This window comes from Pedobacter ginsengisoli (assembly GCF_030244015.1).
Taxonomy (GTDB): Bacteria; Bacteroidota; Bacteroidia; order Sphingobacteriales; family Sphingobacteriaceae; genus Pedobacter; species Pedobacter ginsengisoli.
In genome coordinates, this window is the sequence record NZ_JASSYX010000004.1 from 729,144 (window position 1) to 745,090 (window position 15,947).

Consider the following 15,947-nt stretch of genomic DNA (forward strand, 5'->3'; position numbering starts at 1 on the left):
TTGTAATCATTTGTAATTCTAAAAATAGCAAAACTCCAGCTTATCACCGAATAGTCCCCTCAGGATCGACCGCATTGTGTGGCGGTTGCCTTCGGATTTGACAAGGTGCGCTGAGCTAATCCTTATCTAAATTTTTTAGATAAAAGAAATGAGCATATATTTACGCAAAGCATATGGTAACCAAAATTGCAACATCAAAAAGATTGGAGGGTATTAGTGAATATTACTTCTCCCAAAAACTGAGGGAAATTGATTCCCTGAATAAAGAAGGCAAAAACATCATCAACCTCGGTATTGGCAGCCCCGATCTTCCGCCACATCCTGACGTGATCAGGACATTGCAGGAAGAGGCAGAAAAGCCGGGAGTACATGGCTACCAGGGTTATAAAGGCATACCCGCATTACGACAAGCTTTTGCAGACTGGTATCAGCGCTGGTACCGGGTAACCCTCAACCCTGATACAGAAGTATTGCCCCTGCTCGGTTCAAAAGAAGGCATCATGCACATTTGCATGACTTATCTGAATGAAGGAGACGAAGCATTGATCCCGGATCCCGGTTATCCTACTTATGGCAGTGCTGTTAAACTCGCTGGCGGCAACCCGGTGAGCTACCTCTTAAAAGAAGACCAAAACTGGTATCCCGACCTCGAAGCCCTGGCGGCAACAGACCTCAGCAAAGTGAAGCTGATGTTTGTCAATTATCCCCATATGCCTACGGGTCAGCCTGTGGTCCCCGGTTTGTTTGAAAACCTGGTCAGCTTTGCAAAAGCACATCAGATCCTGCTGGTGCATGACAATCCATACAGCTTCATTCTGAATGACCATCCTGTGAGTCTTTTGGAAGTGCCTGGTGCCAGAGAGGTCGTACTGGAACTCAACTCTTTAAGCAAATCTCACAACATGGCGGGCTGGCGGATCGGTATGCTTTGCGGATCCAAAGAACGGATTGAAGAGGTGTTGAGGTTTAAAAGCAATATGGACAGCGGTATGTTCATGCCTCTGCAGCTGGCCGCAGCAAAAGCTTTAAGCCTCGGGCCCGACTGGTACGAGCATATCAATAGCATCTATGCGGAAAGAAGGGATAAAGTATACCGCATTCTCGATATCCTTGGCTGCAACTACTCTCCTGGCCAGGTTGGCTTATTTGTCTGGGCAAAAATCCCTGAACGATGTGAAGATGCCTACGCCCTTAGCGATGAAATCCTTTACGGTGCGAACGTATTCCTGACCCCGGGCGGCATATTCGGCAGTCAGGGCAACAGGTATATCCGGATCAGTCTTTGCGGCGACCTTTCCAGGTTTGAACAAGCGATGACCCGGATCAGTAAATTATAAATAAAGCGTATAAAGATTAACTTTGCACAATGAAGATAGCAGTAGTCGGCCTCGGACTTATCGGTGGTTCCATGGCTCTAGTCTTGAAGCAAAAAGGGTTTGCCTCAAAAGTATATGGCGTGGACAACCAGGAAGCTCACGCGCAAAAGGCACTGGAGCTGGGGATTGTAGATGAAGTAACTGACCTTAACAACGCAATAGCCAGCAGTGATCTGATCATATTAAGTGCCCCGGTAAGTGTCTGCACCACATTACTACCCCTGGTGCTGGGCCAGGTAAAGCACCAGATCGTACTGGACACGGGCTCTACCAAAACCTCCCTGCTGGATGCAGTAAATGGACATGAGAACAGGGGCAGGTACGTTGCCACACACCCAATGTGGGGTACCGAATTCAGCGGACCTGAAGCCGCGACGACAGACGCCTTCAATGGCCGGGCCAATGTGATCTGCGACGCAGCGGAAAGCGATAAAGATGCGCTGGCAACAGTAGAGCAATTGTATACTTTGCTGGGTATGTACAATGTATATATGAAAGGAAAAGACCACGATGTACACGTGGCCTATGTCAGCCACATTTCCCACATTACCTCATTTGCCCTGGCCAACACAGTACTGGAAAAAGAGCGGGAAGAAAACGCCATATTTGAACTGGCGAGTGCCGGTTTTGAAAGTACAGTGAGACTGGCCAAAAGCAGCCCTGCCATGTGGATGCCCATATTTAAGCAGAATAAGGAAAACGTGCTCGATGTATTAAATGAACACATTACCCAGCTCAGGAAATTCAAGTCCTGTATTGAAAAAGAGAACTGGGCGTATCTTACTGAGCTGATGGAAAATGCGAACAGGATCAAAGATGTCCTTGACCGGGAGGAATAGTCATGCCCTGCAGAGTATTTTGCGAAATTTCATCTGCTAAATAAGGTCAGTCCCACGAAATGGAAATTTGCTGATCCCCTGATAAAATATATTTCAGCTGGCCATTATCTGTCAGCTTTCCTTCGATTGGATTTTTAACGCCTTTTGCCCTGACCAAAACATGAGGTAATTTGTCACCGGTAGTTTTACCGATTCTCATTTCACAGTTAAGCCTGCCATCACCCAGAATTTTAAAGCTTAGAGATTTGTCTTTACGGCCTGAGATCAGTTTCGTCGGATAATCTAAATAGACAAGAAGGTCTTTTGCCGCCACCCGGATGTAATGCCGCGGAAGTATCCCGAAAGCATTTCCTGCACCATACACTTCCTGGCCTACAGCGCCAGATTTTTCCCAGCCATCGTGCAGATCCTCGAGTGCAATCCATAGATTTGGGTCCAGTTCTCCAACTTTTGGCTGTTCTTCCAGCATTTCTTTCGGAAGCATTGTTGGATAGTAATATGCTGCCCTGGCGATAAGACATCTGATATATTCTGCCATTAGTAGCCTTGCCGAAGGCAGTAAATCTATGTCCTCCGCATGCTTTAAATAGTCATGGAAAGCACAAAATACCTCCTGTTCTTCATATACAGCAGTATAAGGCGCATCGTTTAAAGGAAATACACTGAAAAAAGTCTGGAAATACTTGCCGTAACCATAATTGCAGTCCCATAGCTGCGCGTTCCTGAAAATTGCCGCTAGGCACATGTAACTCAAGTCCAGATATAATTTATTATTGGTGATTTTGTAAAGCCGAAGCAGCGCTCCGGATGAAAATGCAGTATTGTTGGCCTGGTAAAAAACGTCAAATCCGAAGCCACTCAGTGTTTTTGCCGCCTTTTCTGCTTCGTTCAGGTAGCGTTTTTCTTTGGTCAGTTCCCAGGCCTGGAGCATTACGTGGGCATAAATGCCGGCTACGTCCTTTTCTCCACCTTTACCCGGCGCGGTTTCAGCCTTAATCACTTCGAGCGTATCCATTTTATAAAATACCGGCCATTTATATTTAAAATGATGGGCAACTTTAATGGTAAATTCCAAAGAATCCAAGAATAGCTGCCGGGCAGTCTTGTCACCTTTCAGTGCCAAACGGGATAAGTTCAATAACGGATGATGCAGATACCATGAGTCCATGACCATAGGCAGCTTCTGTTCCTCTTCGCCTTCCAGCTCGTGTTCAGCGGCGGGCAACCAGCGTACAATTGAACCGATTTCTTTGTTGTAAAATGAGGAGAGTCCATTCTTGATTACTTTCATTACTTCCATGTCTTCGCCGCTCCATTCCACATAATCGAGCAAGGGAAGGAGTACGGCCAGTTGCACCATGATCTCAGGCGGCGTTTTGTAATCACATACGTAGGCATTAAAATAGTGATGTCCGTTCACCTGAGACCAGCAGCCAGGGCTACTTATAAGATCCTTAAGGCCTTTTTTCAAAATGTCAGGCCACTGCTGATATTTGGTAGCCGGCAGGGGTAGCAACAAGTAAATCCTGGCCAGCAGATCCAGGTATAAACGCATCACTGCCGGCTCATCATTTGGTATTTCCTGATCGAAAGCAATAAAAGCATCATTCAGGATAACTGCTTTGTCCGCCTTTAATGGCTTTTTAGAGGCAGGGAGGGAAAAACCGAGCTCCGGCCATTCTCCTGCTACGGTATCCCCCAGGGAAGTTTCAGTCTGCTCACAGTAATCCGACAATGCGGTCAAATTTTGCAGGTAAAGCAAAGTGGCCGACTTTGGCCTGGTTTGGGTCAGGTACATGAATCCAGTCCTGATACCAAACTGACCGGCATGGATTTTCCCTGCTGTTTGCTCGGGGTTGTTATTCTTTCCATTAAACAAAATGTCCTTTGGCCAGCCGGAGATCAACATATCTTTTACTGGGGTCAGGCTGTTGGTATAGCGCAGTACCGGTGATTGCTGGGTTTCATCTACGGTAATGCGAACTTTCTGGCTGCCAATAGCTGATGACAAGTCCAGGTCAACCTCTTGTTGTTTATTGTTATTGATTTTTGTAATCTCCAGATCAGATCCGGGGCTATACGCTGCGCGAAAAGCTACGTGTCCGCCACCAGGCAATTCTGTTTGTATCCATATGGAATCGGAGGTCGCGGTTACCTTAAAGTGAAATTGACCCGCAGTATGTTCAAAGACAGCCGGGATATCACCAGCCAGTTCAGCGCTGGCGGAAATTGCCCATGGCGATAACGCATTCATAACAAGCTTAATTTAAAATCTAATTGTCTAATCATCAACTCTCTCCCGCGTACAAAATTCAGCGCCATATCCGCCACACGGAATCGTCCCCGGAACTGATCAGTTCTTTAAGTTCCTGAAAAAAATCACTTCCCCGGGCCTTAGCCTTGTCAATCAGGCTGCGTTTCATATCCTGAAAATCAACAGAAGAATGGGCAACCGCTTGCTTTGGATTTTTATTCCTGGTGTCTTTTATACGATTTAATGCTATTGTTTTCATAAGCGTTTTCTTTATGTTAGCTTTAAAAGCAACAGGTGGCCTTGCGTATTGTTTTCAAAATGTGATAGAGAACGTACATGCAGTTTCAGGCCCCGTAACCGATCACAAGCCGGAGAATTTGCGGATGAACCCGGCGAGCTGTTCCAGCAAAGACACCTGCCGTTCATTGATTTTCATTTTCGCCTCCTCCAGTGCAAACCAACCAGCGCGGTCTACTTCAGGAACATCGATCATCTTGCCGGACTTCGGGGGCCATTCCAGCGGGAAAGTATTACTGGCTAAGGTTTGAACATCAAAATCGCCCTCCACAGCCCAACAGTGAACTTGCTTGCCGCCTTTTTGTATTACAGGGTCCATTTCTACGAAATTGCCTTCCGGACGAAAACCGGTTTCCTCCTCAAATTCCCGTATGGCAGTTAACAAAGGTTCTTCTTCAGTATCTCCTTCCCCTTTAGGAATGGACCAAACTCCGGTATCCTTGTTCCTAAAAAACGGTCCGCCGGGATGTACCAGCAAAAACTCCGGCTGTCCCGCCCTGGTCCTGTACATCAGTATTCCAAAACTTTTTTTCATTTCATTAGCTAACAGCGGAATAAAGGAATATGTTTTTGCATGGGCAATGAATCCTTTCTTATCTTTATGCCATGATCAGATTAAATCAGGATACCCCTGCAGATATATTAAATGAAGTGAAGACCGGAGATCTGGTAACAGATACTTTCAGCAAAACAGGCCTGGTGGAATCCATCAATATCAAGGAAGATCCGCTGTACAAGATCTTCGAGTTTAACCTCGTGACCGGAAGAATCATTACTGTCCGGATCTAGTTGGTTCTGCACTACTGCGCATTTTCTGCGGCACTGCTGTGGTAGTCCTGCGATTAAATTACCTGTTAAGCGCAGAAGTTATGGAGAAATTACACTGGAAGCGCGTTGCAGCCGCAGACTTTATCCTGTCAATTCCAGATAAATTATACTTGGAAAAAATAAATCAATATCTTTGCCGGACAAGAATATTTTATAATGACTGAACAAGGAAACAACAACAGTTTTGACTGGGTTTATTATGTATTAGGGCTGGTTTGCGGTATTGTAACTACCCTGGCAATCACCACTAATTTCTTTTGGGCTCTTTTGGGTGGTATTTTGGGCTTTATTTTCGCTGCTGTCTTCTTAAATGGCATCGTTAAAGGCCGTGTACATTAAGACTTCATCCTGTTTTTAACAGAAAACATCTATCCGCATGAAGAAACTTGTATTTTTCTCGCTCTTCGCTGTTTTGGCCATTAGTGCCCGTTCACAGGACGTAAAGTTTCCTGGCCTGGATACCAGTCCGGCAGATATCGTGTATTATCCTTTAAACGTCGTCAAGGCAAAAGACGGTTCTACTCCTCTGATCAAAGTCTTGTATTCCAGACCTTCAAAAAAAGGCCGCGAGATTTTTGGTGTCCTGGAGCAATTTGGAAAGGTTTGGCGTGTCGGAGCAAATGAATCTACAGAAATCCGTTTCTACAAACCTGCAACTATTGGCGGAAAAAAAATAAAACCGGGAACCTACAGCTTATTTGCAATCCCCAATAAAGACAAGTGGACCATGATCATCAATAAACAGGTGGACAAATGGGGTGCATTTACGTATGACCAGACCAAAGATGTGGTGAGGACGGATGTGAATGTGAAATCCTTGGAAACACCCCTGGAGGTCTTGTCAATTACCTTTACCACTCAGGCTACCGGAACAAACATGGTGATCGGCTGGGACCATTCTACGGTTGAGCTGCCAATTACAATTAAATAAGACTTAAGCTCAGTTGGCTTAAGCTGCATATATCTGGTATGACGCGGATATGCAGGGCAGGCCAGTGTTCTTATGACAATTAATGACTTCCGGCAAAGAACTTTAAACCGAGTATAGATCCGATCAGGGTGACGATGAAAAATATTCGCCAGAAATTGGCAGGTTCCTGAAAATAGATGATGCCCACAAGTACTGTTCCTACTGCACCAATACCCGTCCAAACTGCATAGGCCGTGCCCATAGGCAGGGTTTGGGTTGCTTTGTTTAAAAAATAGAAGCTCAGACTAATGCACAATGCGAAAGCAATTGACCATTTGAGGTTCGTAAAGTTATTGGACAGTTTCAAACAAGTAGTAAATCCTACTTCAAATAATCCGGCAATTATCAAGATGATCCAGCTCATAGAAAGTTGTTTTAAACTGTAAAAGTAGAACAATGAACAGGAGATTATTGTATATTTTTCAATTATGGCCATAACCTGATGATTTTTGATGTAGTCATAGCTTCATAACACCGTACAGAACAATCTCATAAACAGGGGATTGCTCCGTGCCTCGCAATGACGTAATTAATGCAGCCCATATCATAAAAGGAATTCAATTGAGTTACCTCTGCAATGTTTCACAACTGACTTTTGTCAATAGTTAGTCAATAAACGGCACCTCGTTACAATTATTGCAAATTAATCAATCGATTGATTAATTTTGCGTCGTCAAATGACGACATGGAAAGAATAGACAAGAGAACCCGGATTATTGAAGCAGCAGAAAAGCTGTTTTCTGAACTGGGATATGAAGGGACTTCAACCCGGCAGATCGCAAAAGAGTCTGGTGCAAACATGGCCATGATCAATTACTACTTCGGATCAAAGGAAGGGGTGTTTATGGAAATCATGAGCAAAAGAATAGCAGATTTTAAGGAACATTTGAACAACATCAGTCACAGCGACGGCACCTGCATGGAAAAGCTGCTGAAGGTTGTTGAAGAATATGCCAAACGCATTCTTCGCAACCACACTTTTCATAAAATGATGCACCGTGAGCTTTCATTGCCGCAAAGACCTGAAATGTTTAGCAACATAGAAAACGCCATGGCTGAAAACCAGCTGGTCATAGAAACTATTGTCAATGATGGAATCGCTAATGGCAGTTTCAGGCAAATAGACGTACGTATGCTCATTCTGACCCTGATGGGTACCATCAGTAAAGTAGCCATATCCCCCGCAAAGATCACTTCAGGAACGGGGCTGGACATCAACAACCATAAAGACCGCAAAGTGATTACCGATAGGCTGATCGCGCACTTGAAAGACCTCATTACGATATACTTAACTCCGCAAAATGATACGCAATACCAATAAACTAATCTTATCTGCTTTGCTGTTTCCGGGAATGCTTTACGCGCAGCAGGTAAAAAAACTTGACCTGCCAGAAGCAATAGCTCTGGGTGTCAGCAATAGCAAAAACCTGAAGCTCTCGCAAAATAAAGTAGAAGAGGCTGTGGCTAAGCTGGCAACGGTTAAAGACAACGCTTTGCCTTCTGCAAATGCTTCTTTCTTATATAACCATGCCGAAATACCTACGAATACATTGAGTATCGGCGGTGCTGACCCCATTCATTTACCGAAACGTGCAGATGCTTTTGTGGGGACGGCGGCGGTAGAAGAACTGATCTACAGCGGCGGAAAGCTGAAGTACGCGGAGGAGTCAACCCGTTTGCTCACTGAGGTTGCTAAGCTGGATGCCGACAAAGATAAAGAGGAAATCAGCTATGCAGTGATCAATACTTATTATTCCTTGTTTAAAGTCCTGCAAAGCAAGAAGGTAGTGGCCCAAAACCTCGAATCCATTGCCAGTCAGCTGAAACAGGCACAGCGCTTTTTTGAACAGGGAATTGTTACCAAAAACGATGTGCTGCGGTTTCAATTGCAGCAGGCCAATGTCTCGCTCACCGAAATGGAAATTGAAAATAACCGGAAGGTGATCAATTATAATCTCGATATATTACTTGGGCTGGATGAAAACACGGAGATAGAGATCTCAGAACCTGAGAATGTGTTTAAACCTGCCGATGGACTGAGTGCTTACCTGGATATGGCTTTCAGCAACCGTCAGGAACTGAGACAGCTGGACCTGCAAAACCGCGTGGCTGACGTCAACATCAAATCTATAAAAGCCAATACACGGCCAACTATAGGTGTGGGTGCGAACTTGTATTACATCAATCCCAGCGGCAAATTTATTCCGCCAACGGATCAGTTCATTATGCCGGTAACAGTGGGGGCCAACATTTCGTGGAACATTGGCAGCCTCTGGACCAATAAAAACAAAGTGAGCGAAGCCCGGGTTCAGCAAAAGAATGTGACGCTTCAAAAAGACATGGTCGCAGATGAGGTCAAAAAAGAGATCAACAAGAATTATCAGGACTATCAGCTAGCGACCAACAAGATCAAAGTGTTAGAAACTTCTATCGCTCAGGCTACCGAAAATGACAAGTTACTGGCTTCCAAATACAAGAACAATGTGGCTTCTGCCATTGACAGGATAGACGCGGAAACTTTGCTCTACCAGGCAAAGATCAACCTGGAAATTGCGAAAGCGGATGCCGGACTGGCTTATTATACTTTATTAAAATCAACTGGAAAAATCGCCCAATAAAATACCATAACAAATTACAGCAATGACAACTGAAAAGAAAAAGAAAAACAAGGTAATCCCGGTCATATTAGGAGTGCTCCTCGTTCTGGGCGCCATTTTTGGCACCAGGGAATATATCTACTACAGCAAACATGTAGATACTGATGATGCGCAGATCGATGGCGACATCAGTCCGGTAGTCGCACGCGTAGGCGGCTATGTTCAGGAAATAAAGTTTGAAGAAAACACCCGTGTAAACGAAGGTGATGTACTGGTTAAACTCGACGACAGTGACTTTAAAGTAAAGCTGGAACAGGCTGAAGCGGGACAAAAAGGGGCAAGTGCAGGTGTGGGAGTTTCTCAGTCACAGATTGCAGCCACTGCCGCAAATACAAGTACCGCCAAAGCAAATATTGAAGCTGCAAGGGTAAAATTGCTGCTTGCACAAAAGGATTATGACCGCTATGCCAACCTGGTAAAGGATGGCTCTATTACCCAGCAGGCATTTGATCAGGCCAAGGCTGAAAAGGAATCGGCACAGGCTGCTTTTACTGCCGCGAAAGACCAGTATGTCGCTGCCGTAAAACAAGTTGGTACCACGCAGTCCCAGCTGGCAGTAAGCAATTCGGGCGTAACGCAGCATCAGGCGGATGTTGATTTTGCGAAATTGCAGCTGACTTATACCGAGATCAAAGCGCCTTCGAGCGGGATCGTGTCTAAAAAGAATGTACAAAAAGGCCAGCTGGTACAGGCGGGGCAGTCATTGTTCTCTATTGTTAATGACAGCAGTATTTATATCACAGCAAACTTCAAGGAAACGCAACTGGAAGACATCAAACCGGGATCGAAAGTAAAGATTGAAGTGGATGCTTTTCCTGACGCAGATGTTTCCGGAGTGGTGTACAACTTTGCACCGGTTACAGGCGCTAAAGGATCTTTATTGCCCCCGGACAATGCCACTGGTAATTTTGTGAAAGTCGTACAGCGTGTGCCTGTAAAAATTAAGATCTCCAATGCTCCTAAAGAAATCATGTCCAGGCTGCGTCCGGGTATGAGTGTTAAAGTCTCTGTTTCTATAAAAGATTAACAATGGCCGAAAAAGGTTTAAAAAAGTGGGTCATCACTTTTACAGTCATCACAGCTTCCTTACTGGAGCTGATCGATACCACCATTGTCAATGTAGCGATACCACAGATTCAGGGCAATCTGGGTGCCACGCTGGAGGATGTGGCCTGGCTATCCACGGGCTATGCTGTAGCCAATGTAATTGTACTGCCTATGTCCGGCTGGCTGGGCAGCAGGTTTGGCAGAAAGAATTATTTTCTTTTTTCCATCATTCTGTTTACCGTCGCTTCTTTCCTGTGCGGAAACGCAACCAACCTGGAGGAGCTGATCGCATTCCGCATCTTGCAGGGACTTGCCGGCGGAGGATTGATCTCTACTGCCCAGGCCATTTTAATAGAGACCTGGCCGCGTGAAGATGTTGGTATTGCCACGGCCTTGTTTGGGCTGGGTGCAGTTGTAGGCCCTACTGTAGGTCCGACTATCGGCGGTTACCTCCTCGAGATCAGTTCATGGCCTTTGATATTCTATGTAAATATTCCCGTCGGGATTCTCGCGGCATATTGTACCTATATGTTTGTGAGGGAGACCCCTAAAGACGGACAGGGACAGCCGGTAGATTGGTGGGGCATTGCTTTGCTGGCCATTGCTGTCGGAAGCCTGCAAACTGTTCTGGAAAAAGGGGAAAGCGAAGACTGGTTTGCTACTCCGTACATTACTGCGCTTGCCGTTGCCTCTGTCCTGGGCTTGCTGCTGTTCATCTGGCGGGAAATGAGTACTGACCATCCCATTGTCAACTTTAAGATCATGCGTCACAGAAGTTTCTCCGTAGGTATGTTCACTTCCTTTATCCTTGGTTTTGGTCTGTACGGATCCGTCTTTGTGTTTCCTGTATTTTGTCAGAACTTATTGGGCTTTTCGCCTCTGCAAACCGGTGAGCTGTTGTTTCCGGGAGGACTGTGTACCATCGTGATGATGCCCTTTGTGGGTATTATGCTGAAGAAAAATATACCGGCCCAATTTATGGCGACCATAGGAATGTTCCTCTTCTTTGTTTTTTGTTCGATGCTCAGCAACTCAACACTGCAATCGGGTACCGGTGATTTCTTTCTGCCGCTGATGATCCGCGGAGTAGGGATGGCGCTGTTGTTTGTACCGTTGACTACGCTGGCTATACAGGATCTTAAAGGTGCGGAGATCGGACAGGGCTCAGGATTGAACAATATGATGAGGCAATTGGGAGGATCATTTGGTATTGCCGCTTTGACCACCCTGATCCATGTTCGCCAGGGATTCCACCGCAGCAGCTTGCTGGTCAACATCAATGAATACAACCCGGCCTTTACAGATCGTTTCAATGGTTTCATTAAAAATTTTATGGCTAAAGGGTATACTTATCTGGACGCTAAAACATTGGCTGCCAAAGCCATCGAAGGAACACTGACAAAGCAGTCTTTGCTGCTGACCTATAGCGATGCTTATTGGGTAGCCGGACTGATACTTTTGTGCTCAATTCCACTGCTTTATCTTCAGAAATTTAAAAAGAATGTTGCGGTTCCGGCCGATCTGCATTAAAACAGAACAGCCGTTAAGATTCTCTTAACGGCTGTTCTACTCAAAAAAAATTAACAATTACTGCCTCATTTATTGCGTCTCCGCTACAGAATCAGCACATAAGTTTAAAATAATTTGTTTAATCCCTATGACGCTAAGTTACAGATTTTTGAAAAAATATCAAAATTAAAATAATGGCCATGCCGGGGTCGTTTTTTTAGGGGATTTTTGGTAGCTTAAGCCCCGAAAAATATCCTTTAAATATGATGCAGAAACAACGTGCAAAAGGACAGCGAGAATCCGTATTTAACAATGAAGTAGTATCCAGATTTGAACTCTATAACAGCCTTTTCCTTACCCTTCCGTTTTACAAGATCAAAGATACCGGTACCTTGCTGCCCCTGTTTATTAAGTACTGCGAAGATGGTATAAATGACCATAAGACACCCGCAGAAATTATAGATTCTTTCTTTAAAAAATATACCCAGACTACCGCTACCAGGGACGTCATAGACCTCCTTTTCCGTTTCATCCAGTACATAGAAAGACAGGTGGTCCTGTTTGATGCGGTTGAGGACGCTTCTTTCAACAAGCTGAATGCGGATGATGAAGAAAATGCGCTGTTGTCTTACCTGAAGAAAGGGGTGGACAACAACCCGCTAAGCGATAAGATCGAAAAACTGATCGAGGACTTTTCATTACGTCTCGTCTTAACGGCACACCCCACTCAGTTCTATCCAGGCAGTGTTTTGTCCATCATTACCGACCTCACAACTGCAATCAAGACCAATGAGATCTCTAACATACATCTGCTGTTGCAGCAATTGGGAAAAACGCCTTTCTTCAATAAAAAGTCTCCAACACCGGTTGATGAGGCCCTGAGTCTTGCCTGGTACCTGGAAAATGTATTCTATTTCGCCGCGGCCAATATCCAGTCGGGCATTGACAAAACCTTAAATGAGTATAGCCTGGAGCCTAAGAAGATCGTTGAACTTGGTTTTTGGCCGGGAGGAGACCGTGATGGAAATCCTAATGTGCATACTGATTCTACCATACAGGTGTCTAAAATGCTGCGCCAGATTCTTTTCCGCTGCTATTACCGGGATTTCAGGAACCTGAAAAGGCGTATTACCTTCAGAGGAGTCGAGGATTCTATCGCCATTGTGCATGATATTCTTTATCAAAATGCCTTTGATCCGAACATAGAACTGAAAAACATTTGTTCAGATGTGATCACGCACCTGAATGATATTAAAAACACCCTTAACCAGGATCATGACGGTCTATTTGCCGATCTGGTATCTGATCTGATCCGCAAAGTGGAGCTCTACGGCTGCCACTTCGCCTCCCTGGACATCAGGCAGGACAGCAGGGTGCTCAGAGATGTTCATACTTACTGCAGGCAGAGCAAGCCAATCATATCATTGTTCCCTGACAATTATAATGATCTGCCTGAAGCAGAAAAGATCAAGACCCTGTCTTTCAAAAGCGCCAGGGTGATCTACAATGAAAAAGGAGATGCATTAACAGAAGACACGTTGCAGACCATTGCAGAGATCAGACAGATCCAGGAAAGTAACGGTGAACTCGCCTGCCACCGCTTCATCATCAGCAATTGCCAGCAGGCAAGCGATATTTTGCAGCTGATAGAGCTGTTCCTGTGGAATGGCTGGAGAGAAGACAACTTGTCAATAGATTTTGTTCCTTTGTTTGAAACCGTTCATGACCTTGCCGGCGCAGCGGAGATCATGGAGACCTTGTACTCACATCCTTTTTATAAAAGCCACCTGAAAAACAGGGGCAATAAACAGGACATCATGCTGGGCTTTAGCGACTCAACAAAAGACGGCGGATACCTGATGGCCAACTGGTCGATCTTTAATGCCAAAGTATCGCTGACTGCTACTGCAAATAAACACAACATTCAGCTTGCATTTTTTGACGGCCGGGGTGGTCCTCCGTCAAGAGGCGGGGGCAAGACCCACCGTTTTTATGCTTCGATGGGCAAGGAAATCGCGAATAAAAACATACAGCTGACCGTACAGGGACAGACCATCAGCTCACAGTATGGCTCTATAGACAGCGCCGAATTTAACATTGAACAGCTGATCAATGCTGGGATATCCGCAGGGATCAGAGAAAAACACAACATTCTGCTGGACCCGGTAAACAAACATCTGCTGGATGAGATGGCGGAAGATAGTTTTGAGGCTTTCGTTGCTTTGCGTAAACATCCGCTGTTCCTGAGTTACCTGGAGAAATTCTCTCCGCTGACCTTATTATCGAAGATCACGATCAGCAGCCGGCCGGTAAAAAGAAATTCCGGCGGGGCTCTGAAACTGGAAGACCTGAGGGCCATTAGTTTTGTGACTGCCTGGAGCCAGCTTAAACAAAATATCCCGGGTTTTTATGGCGTTGGGACGGCATTAAAGAATCAGGAAAAGCAAGGCAACTGGGATAAAGTAGTAGAAACTTATAACGAGTCCGGTTACTTTAAAACGATTGTGGAGAACTGCATGATGTCGATGAGCAAATCCGACTTTGCAATTACGGCGCATTTTGCAAATGACAAACAATATGGTGAGTTCTGGAAAGTCCTGCATGAAGAATTTGAGCTTTCTAAGGAGATGCTTTTGAAGCTTTCCGGACAAGCAGCCTTAATGGAGAATTATCCGGCTGAGAAGCGCTCTATCGCCGTCAGAGAGAAAATTGTTCTGCCGTTGGTATTGATCCAGCACTATGCCCTGGAAAAACTTCAGGGTGAGCTTCCTGAAGAACAGCAACAGTCCTATGAAAAGCTGGCGATCAGGACGGTATATGGTATTGTTAATGCGGGAAGAAACCTGGCGTAGGTATCCCTGCTGACCGGCAAAAAAAAGAGGGCACCTTTATGGATGCCCTCTTTTTTGCTTAGCCGCCCCGGTATGACAGGAAAGCGACGGGATTACCTGTCAATTGACCCCATTACTTTTTGGCCAAATGCGTTTAAGGCATCCCTTTCGGCTACCCCTGACTTTACGCTTTCGTGCACTTCAAGCGCTCCGCAGATATTCGTGATCATCTCTCCCGCAACGTCTATTTCCTCTTCACTGACCCCTCTGAATTCACAAAAGGCCTCTAAAACATTTAGAGTGGCCTGGAGATCCTCCGGAGTATTATTTTGGAACAACTGTCTTATAACCGGTATCTTCATGATTTTATTCTATCAAATAATTCATTTAACAATTCAGCCTTGTTGGTTTGGACCTGATGTACCAAAGCACCCCCTTCAAAGGCTGCAAAAGTTGGCAAGTTGTCCACATTCGCTAATTTGCGTGAGCCCGGAAGTTTTTCTGCATCCACGATCAGGAAGGTGACATCTTCGTTTTCTGCCGCCAGCTTTTTGAATTTTGGTTTCATGATTCTGCAGTTTCCGCACCAGGACGCGGCATACTGGACCATTACTTTGTTGTTTTCAGCAACATATTGTTGAAGATTATCTTCTGTTAATTCTAAAAACATAATTTTCGATTGATTAGTTAGCGCTCAAATATTCAGCAACGCCCGTTCTGCTGGCGCTCATCGCTTCTTTACCTTCTTCCCAGTTTGCCGGGCAAACTTCACCATGTTTCTGAACGTGCGCGTAAGCATCGATTAATCTTAAATATTCTTTTACATTTCTGCCCAGAGGCATATCGTTAACACTTTCATGGAAAACTTTACCGGTTTCATCGATCAGATAAGTCGCTCTGAAAGTAACGTTTGAACCAGAAAAGATCTCATTGCCTTCTTCATCATATTCAACTTCCTGTTCAACAATGCCTAAGATGTTAGACAGTTGTCTGTGTGTATCTGCCAGAATAGGGTAAGTTACACCTTCGATACCGCCATTATCTTTGGGCGTGTTCAACCATGCAAAGTGAACTTCGTTGGTATCGCATGAAGCACCGATTACAATGGTATTTCTTTTTTCAAAATCAGGCAGCGCGGCCTGGAAAGCGTGCAGTTCTGTCGGGCACACAAAAGTGAAATCTTTTGGATACCAGAATAATAAAACTTTGCTTTGTTTACTGACAGCTTCTTCAAATACATTAATTTTCAAATCATCGCCCATTTCGGACATTGCATCGATGCTTACACTTGGGAATTTTTTACCTACTATTGCCATAATTATACTTATTTTGATGTTTT

Annotated in this window: 17 protein-coding genes; 10 read left to right on the forward strand and 7 right to left on the reverse strand. The window is 44.9% G+C overall.

Features of this window, described 5'->3' with window-relative positions:
• Window positions 1-173 precede the first annotated feature (173 nt).
• Entirely contained in the window at window positions 174-1,337 is a 1,164-nt protein-coding gene (locus QEP08_RS20475; RefSeq protein WP_285060614.1) for a pyridoxal phosphate-dependent aminotransferase, read from the forward strand.
• Between the two features lie 29 nt (window positions 1,338-1,366).
• Window positions 1,367-2,215 carry a prephenate dehydrogenase gene (locus QEP08_RS20480; RefSeq protein ID WP_285060615.1) on the forward strand — a complete coding sequence of 283 codons (849 nt, stop codon included), beginning with the start codon at window positions 1,367-1,369 and terminating at the stop codon, window positions 2,213-2,215.
• A gap of 46 nt (window positions 2,216-2,261) precedes the next feature.
• Here the strand turns inward: QEP08_RS20480 and QEP08_RS20485 are convergent, their stop codons facing one another.
• From QEP08_RS20485 to QEP08_RS20495, 3 genes are all read right to left on the reverse strand, one after another.
• A complete protein-coding gene (locus tag QEP08_RS20485; protein ID WP_285060616.1) occupies window positions 2,262-4,469 on the reverse strand; it encodes a hypothetical protein in 2,208 nt (735 codons plus the stop codon).
• A gap of 58 nt (window positions 4,470-4,527) precedes the next feature.
• Complete coding sequence (locus QEP08_RS20490) at window positions 4,528-4,728, reverse strand: hypothetical protein (protein WP_285060618.1); 201 nt, start codon at window positions 4,726-4,728, stop codon at window positions 4,528-4,530.
• 102 nt (window positions 4,729-4,830) lie between these two features.
• Window positions 4,831-5,301: an NUDIX hydrolase gene (locus QEP08_RS20495; protein ID WP_285060619.1), complete on the reverse strand. Its 471-nt coding sequence runs from the start codon at window positions 5,299-5,301 to the stop codon at window positions 4,831-4,833.
• 71 nt (window positions 5,302-5,372) lie between these two features.
• Here QEP08_RS20495 and QEP08_RS20500 point away from each other — a divergent pair, with 71 nt between their 5' ends.
• The 3 genes from QEP08_RS20500 (at window position 5,373) to QEP08_RS20510 (ending at window position 6,525) form a co-directional block, all read left to right on the forward strand.
• Window positions 5,373-5,555 (forward strand): hypothetical protein, encoded by a 183-nt coding sequence (locus QEP08_RS20500; protein WP_285060620.1) that lies wholly within the window; start codon window positions 5,373-5,375, stop codon window positions 5,553-5,555.
• A 195-nt stretch (window positions 5,556-5,750) separates the two neighbouring features.
• Window positions 5,751-5,933 carry a hypothetical protein gene (locus tag QEP08_RS20505; protein ID WP_285060621.1) on the forward strand — a complete coding sequence of 61 codons (183 nt, stop codon included), beginning with the start codon at window positions 5,751-5,753 and terminating at the stop codon, window positions 5,931-5,933.
• Window positions 5,934-5,970: 37 nt separating this feature from the next.
• Window positions 5,971-6,525 (forward strand): DUF2911 domain-containing protein, encoded by a 555-nt coding sequence (locus QEP08_RS20510; RefSeq protein ID WP_285060623.1) that lies wholly within the window; start codon window positions 5,971-5,973, stop codon window positions 6,523-6,525.
• 79 nt (window positions 6,526-6,604) lie between these two features.
• Here the strand turns inward: QEP08_RS20510 and QEP08_RS20515 are convergent, their stop codons facing one another.
• On the reverse strand, window positions 6,605-6,928 hold the full coding sequence (locus tag QEP08_RS20515) for a DMT family transporter (protein ID WP_285060625.1): 324 nt from the start codon (window positions 6,926-6,928) through the stop codon (window positions 6,605-6,607).
• A gap of 321 nt (window positions 6,929-7,249) precedes the next feature.
• Between QEP08_RS20515 and QEP08_RS20520 the strand changes: the two genes are divergently transcribed.
• The 5 genes from QEP08_RS20520 (at window position 7,250) to QEP08_RS20540 (ending at window position 14,629) form a co-directional block, all read left to right on the forward strand.
• Window positions 7,250-7,885 (forward strand): TetR/AcrR family transcriptional regulator, encoded by a 636-nt coding sequence (locus QEP08_RS20520; protein WP_285060626.1) that lies wholly within the window; start codon window positions 7,250-7,252, stop codon window positions 7,883-7,885.
• On the forward strand, window positions 7,866-9,182 hold the full coding sequence (locus QEP08_RS20525) for a TolC family protein (protein WP_285060629.1): 1,317 nt from the start codon (window positions 7,866-7,868) through the stop codon (window positions 9,180-9,182). The genes QEP08_RS20520 and QEP08_RS20525 overlap by 20 nt, the downstream gene beginning before the upstream one ends.
• Window positions 9,183-9,204: 22 nt before the next feature.
• Window positions 9,205-10,248, forward strand: coding sequence for an HlyD family secretion protein (locus QEP08_RS20530; RefSeq protein ID WP_285060631.1), 1,044 nt, complete (start codon window positions 9,205-9,207; stop codon window positions 10,246-10,248).
• Between the two features lie 2 nt (window positions 10,249-10,250).
• Entirely contained in the window at window positions 10,251-11,798 is a 1,548-nt protein-coding gene (locus tag QEP08_RS20535) for a DHA2 family efflux MFS transporter permease subunit (protein WP_285060632.1), read from the forward strand.
• Window positions 11,799-12,040: 242 nt separating this feature from the next.
• Window positions 12,041-14,629 (forward strand): phosphoenolpyruvate carboxylase, encoded by a 2,589-nt coding sequence (locus tag QEP08_RS20540; protein WP_285060634.1) that lies wholly within the window; start codon window positions 12,041-12,043, stop codon window positions 14,627-14,629.
• A gap of 92 nt (window positions 14,630-14,721) precedes the next feature.
• Here the strand turns inward: QEP08_RS20540 and QEP08_RS20545 are convergent, their stop codons facing one another.
• The 3 genes from QEP08_RS20545 to QEP08_RS20555 are packed head-to-tail and all read right to left on the reverse strand — an operon-like array spanning window position 14,722 to window position 15,924.
• Complete coding sequence (locus tag QEP08_RS20545; RefSeq protein WP_285060635.1) at window positions 14,722-14,970, reverse strand: DUF6952 family protein; 249 nt, start codon at window positions 14,968-14,970, stop codon at window positions 14,722-14,724.
• Complete coding sequence (locus QEP08_RS20550) at window positions 14,967-15,278, reverse strand: thioredoxin family protein (RefSeq protein ID WP_285060636.1); 312 nt, start codon at window positions 15,276-15,278, stop codon at window positions 14,967-14,969. Before QEP08_RS20550 ends, QEP08_RS20545 begins: the two co-directional genes overlap by 4 nt.
• A 13-nt stretch (window positions 15,279-15,291) precedes the next feature.
• On the reverse strand, window positions 15,292-15,924 hold the full coding sequence (locus QEP08_RS20555) for a peroxiredoxin (protein WP_285060637.1): 633 nt from the start codon (window positions 15,922-15,924) through the stop codon (window positions 15,292-15,294).
• Window positions 15,925-15,947: the final 23 nt, after the last annotated feature.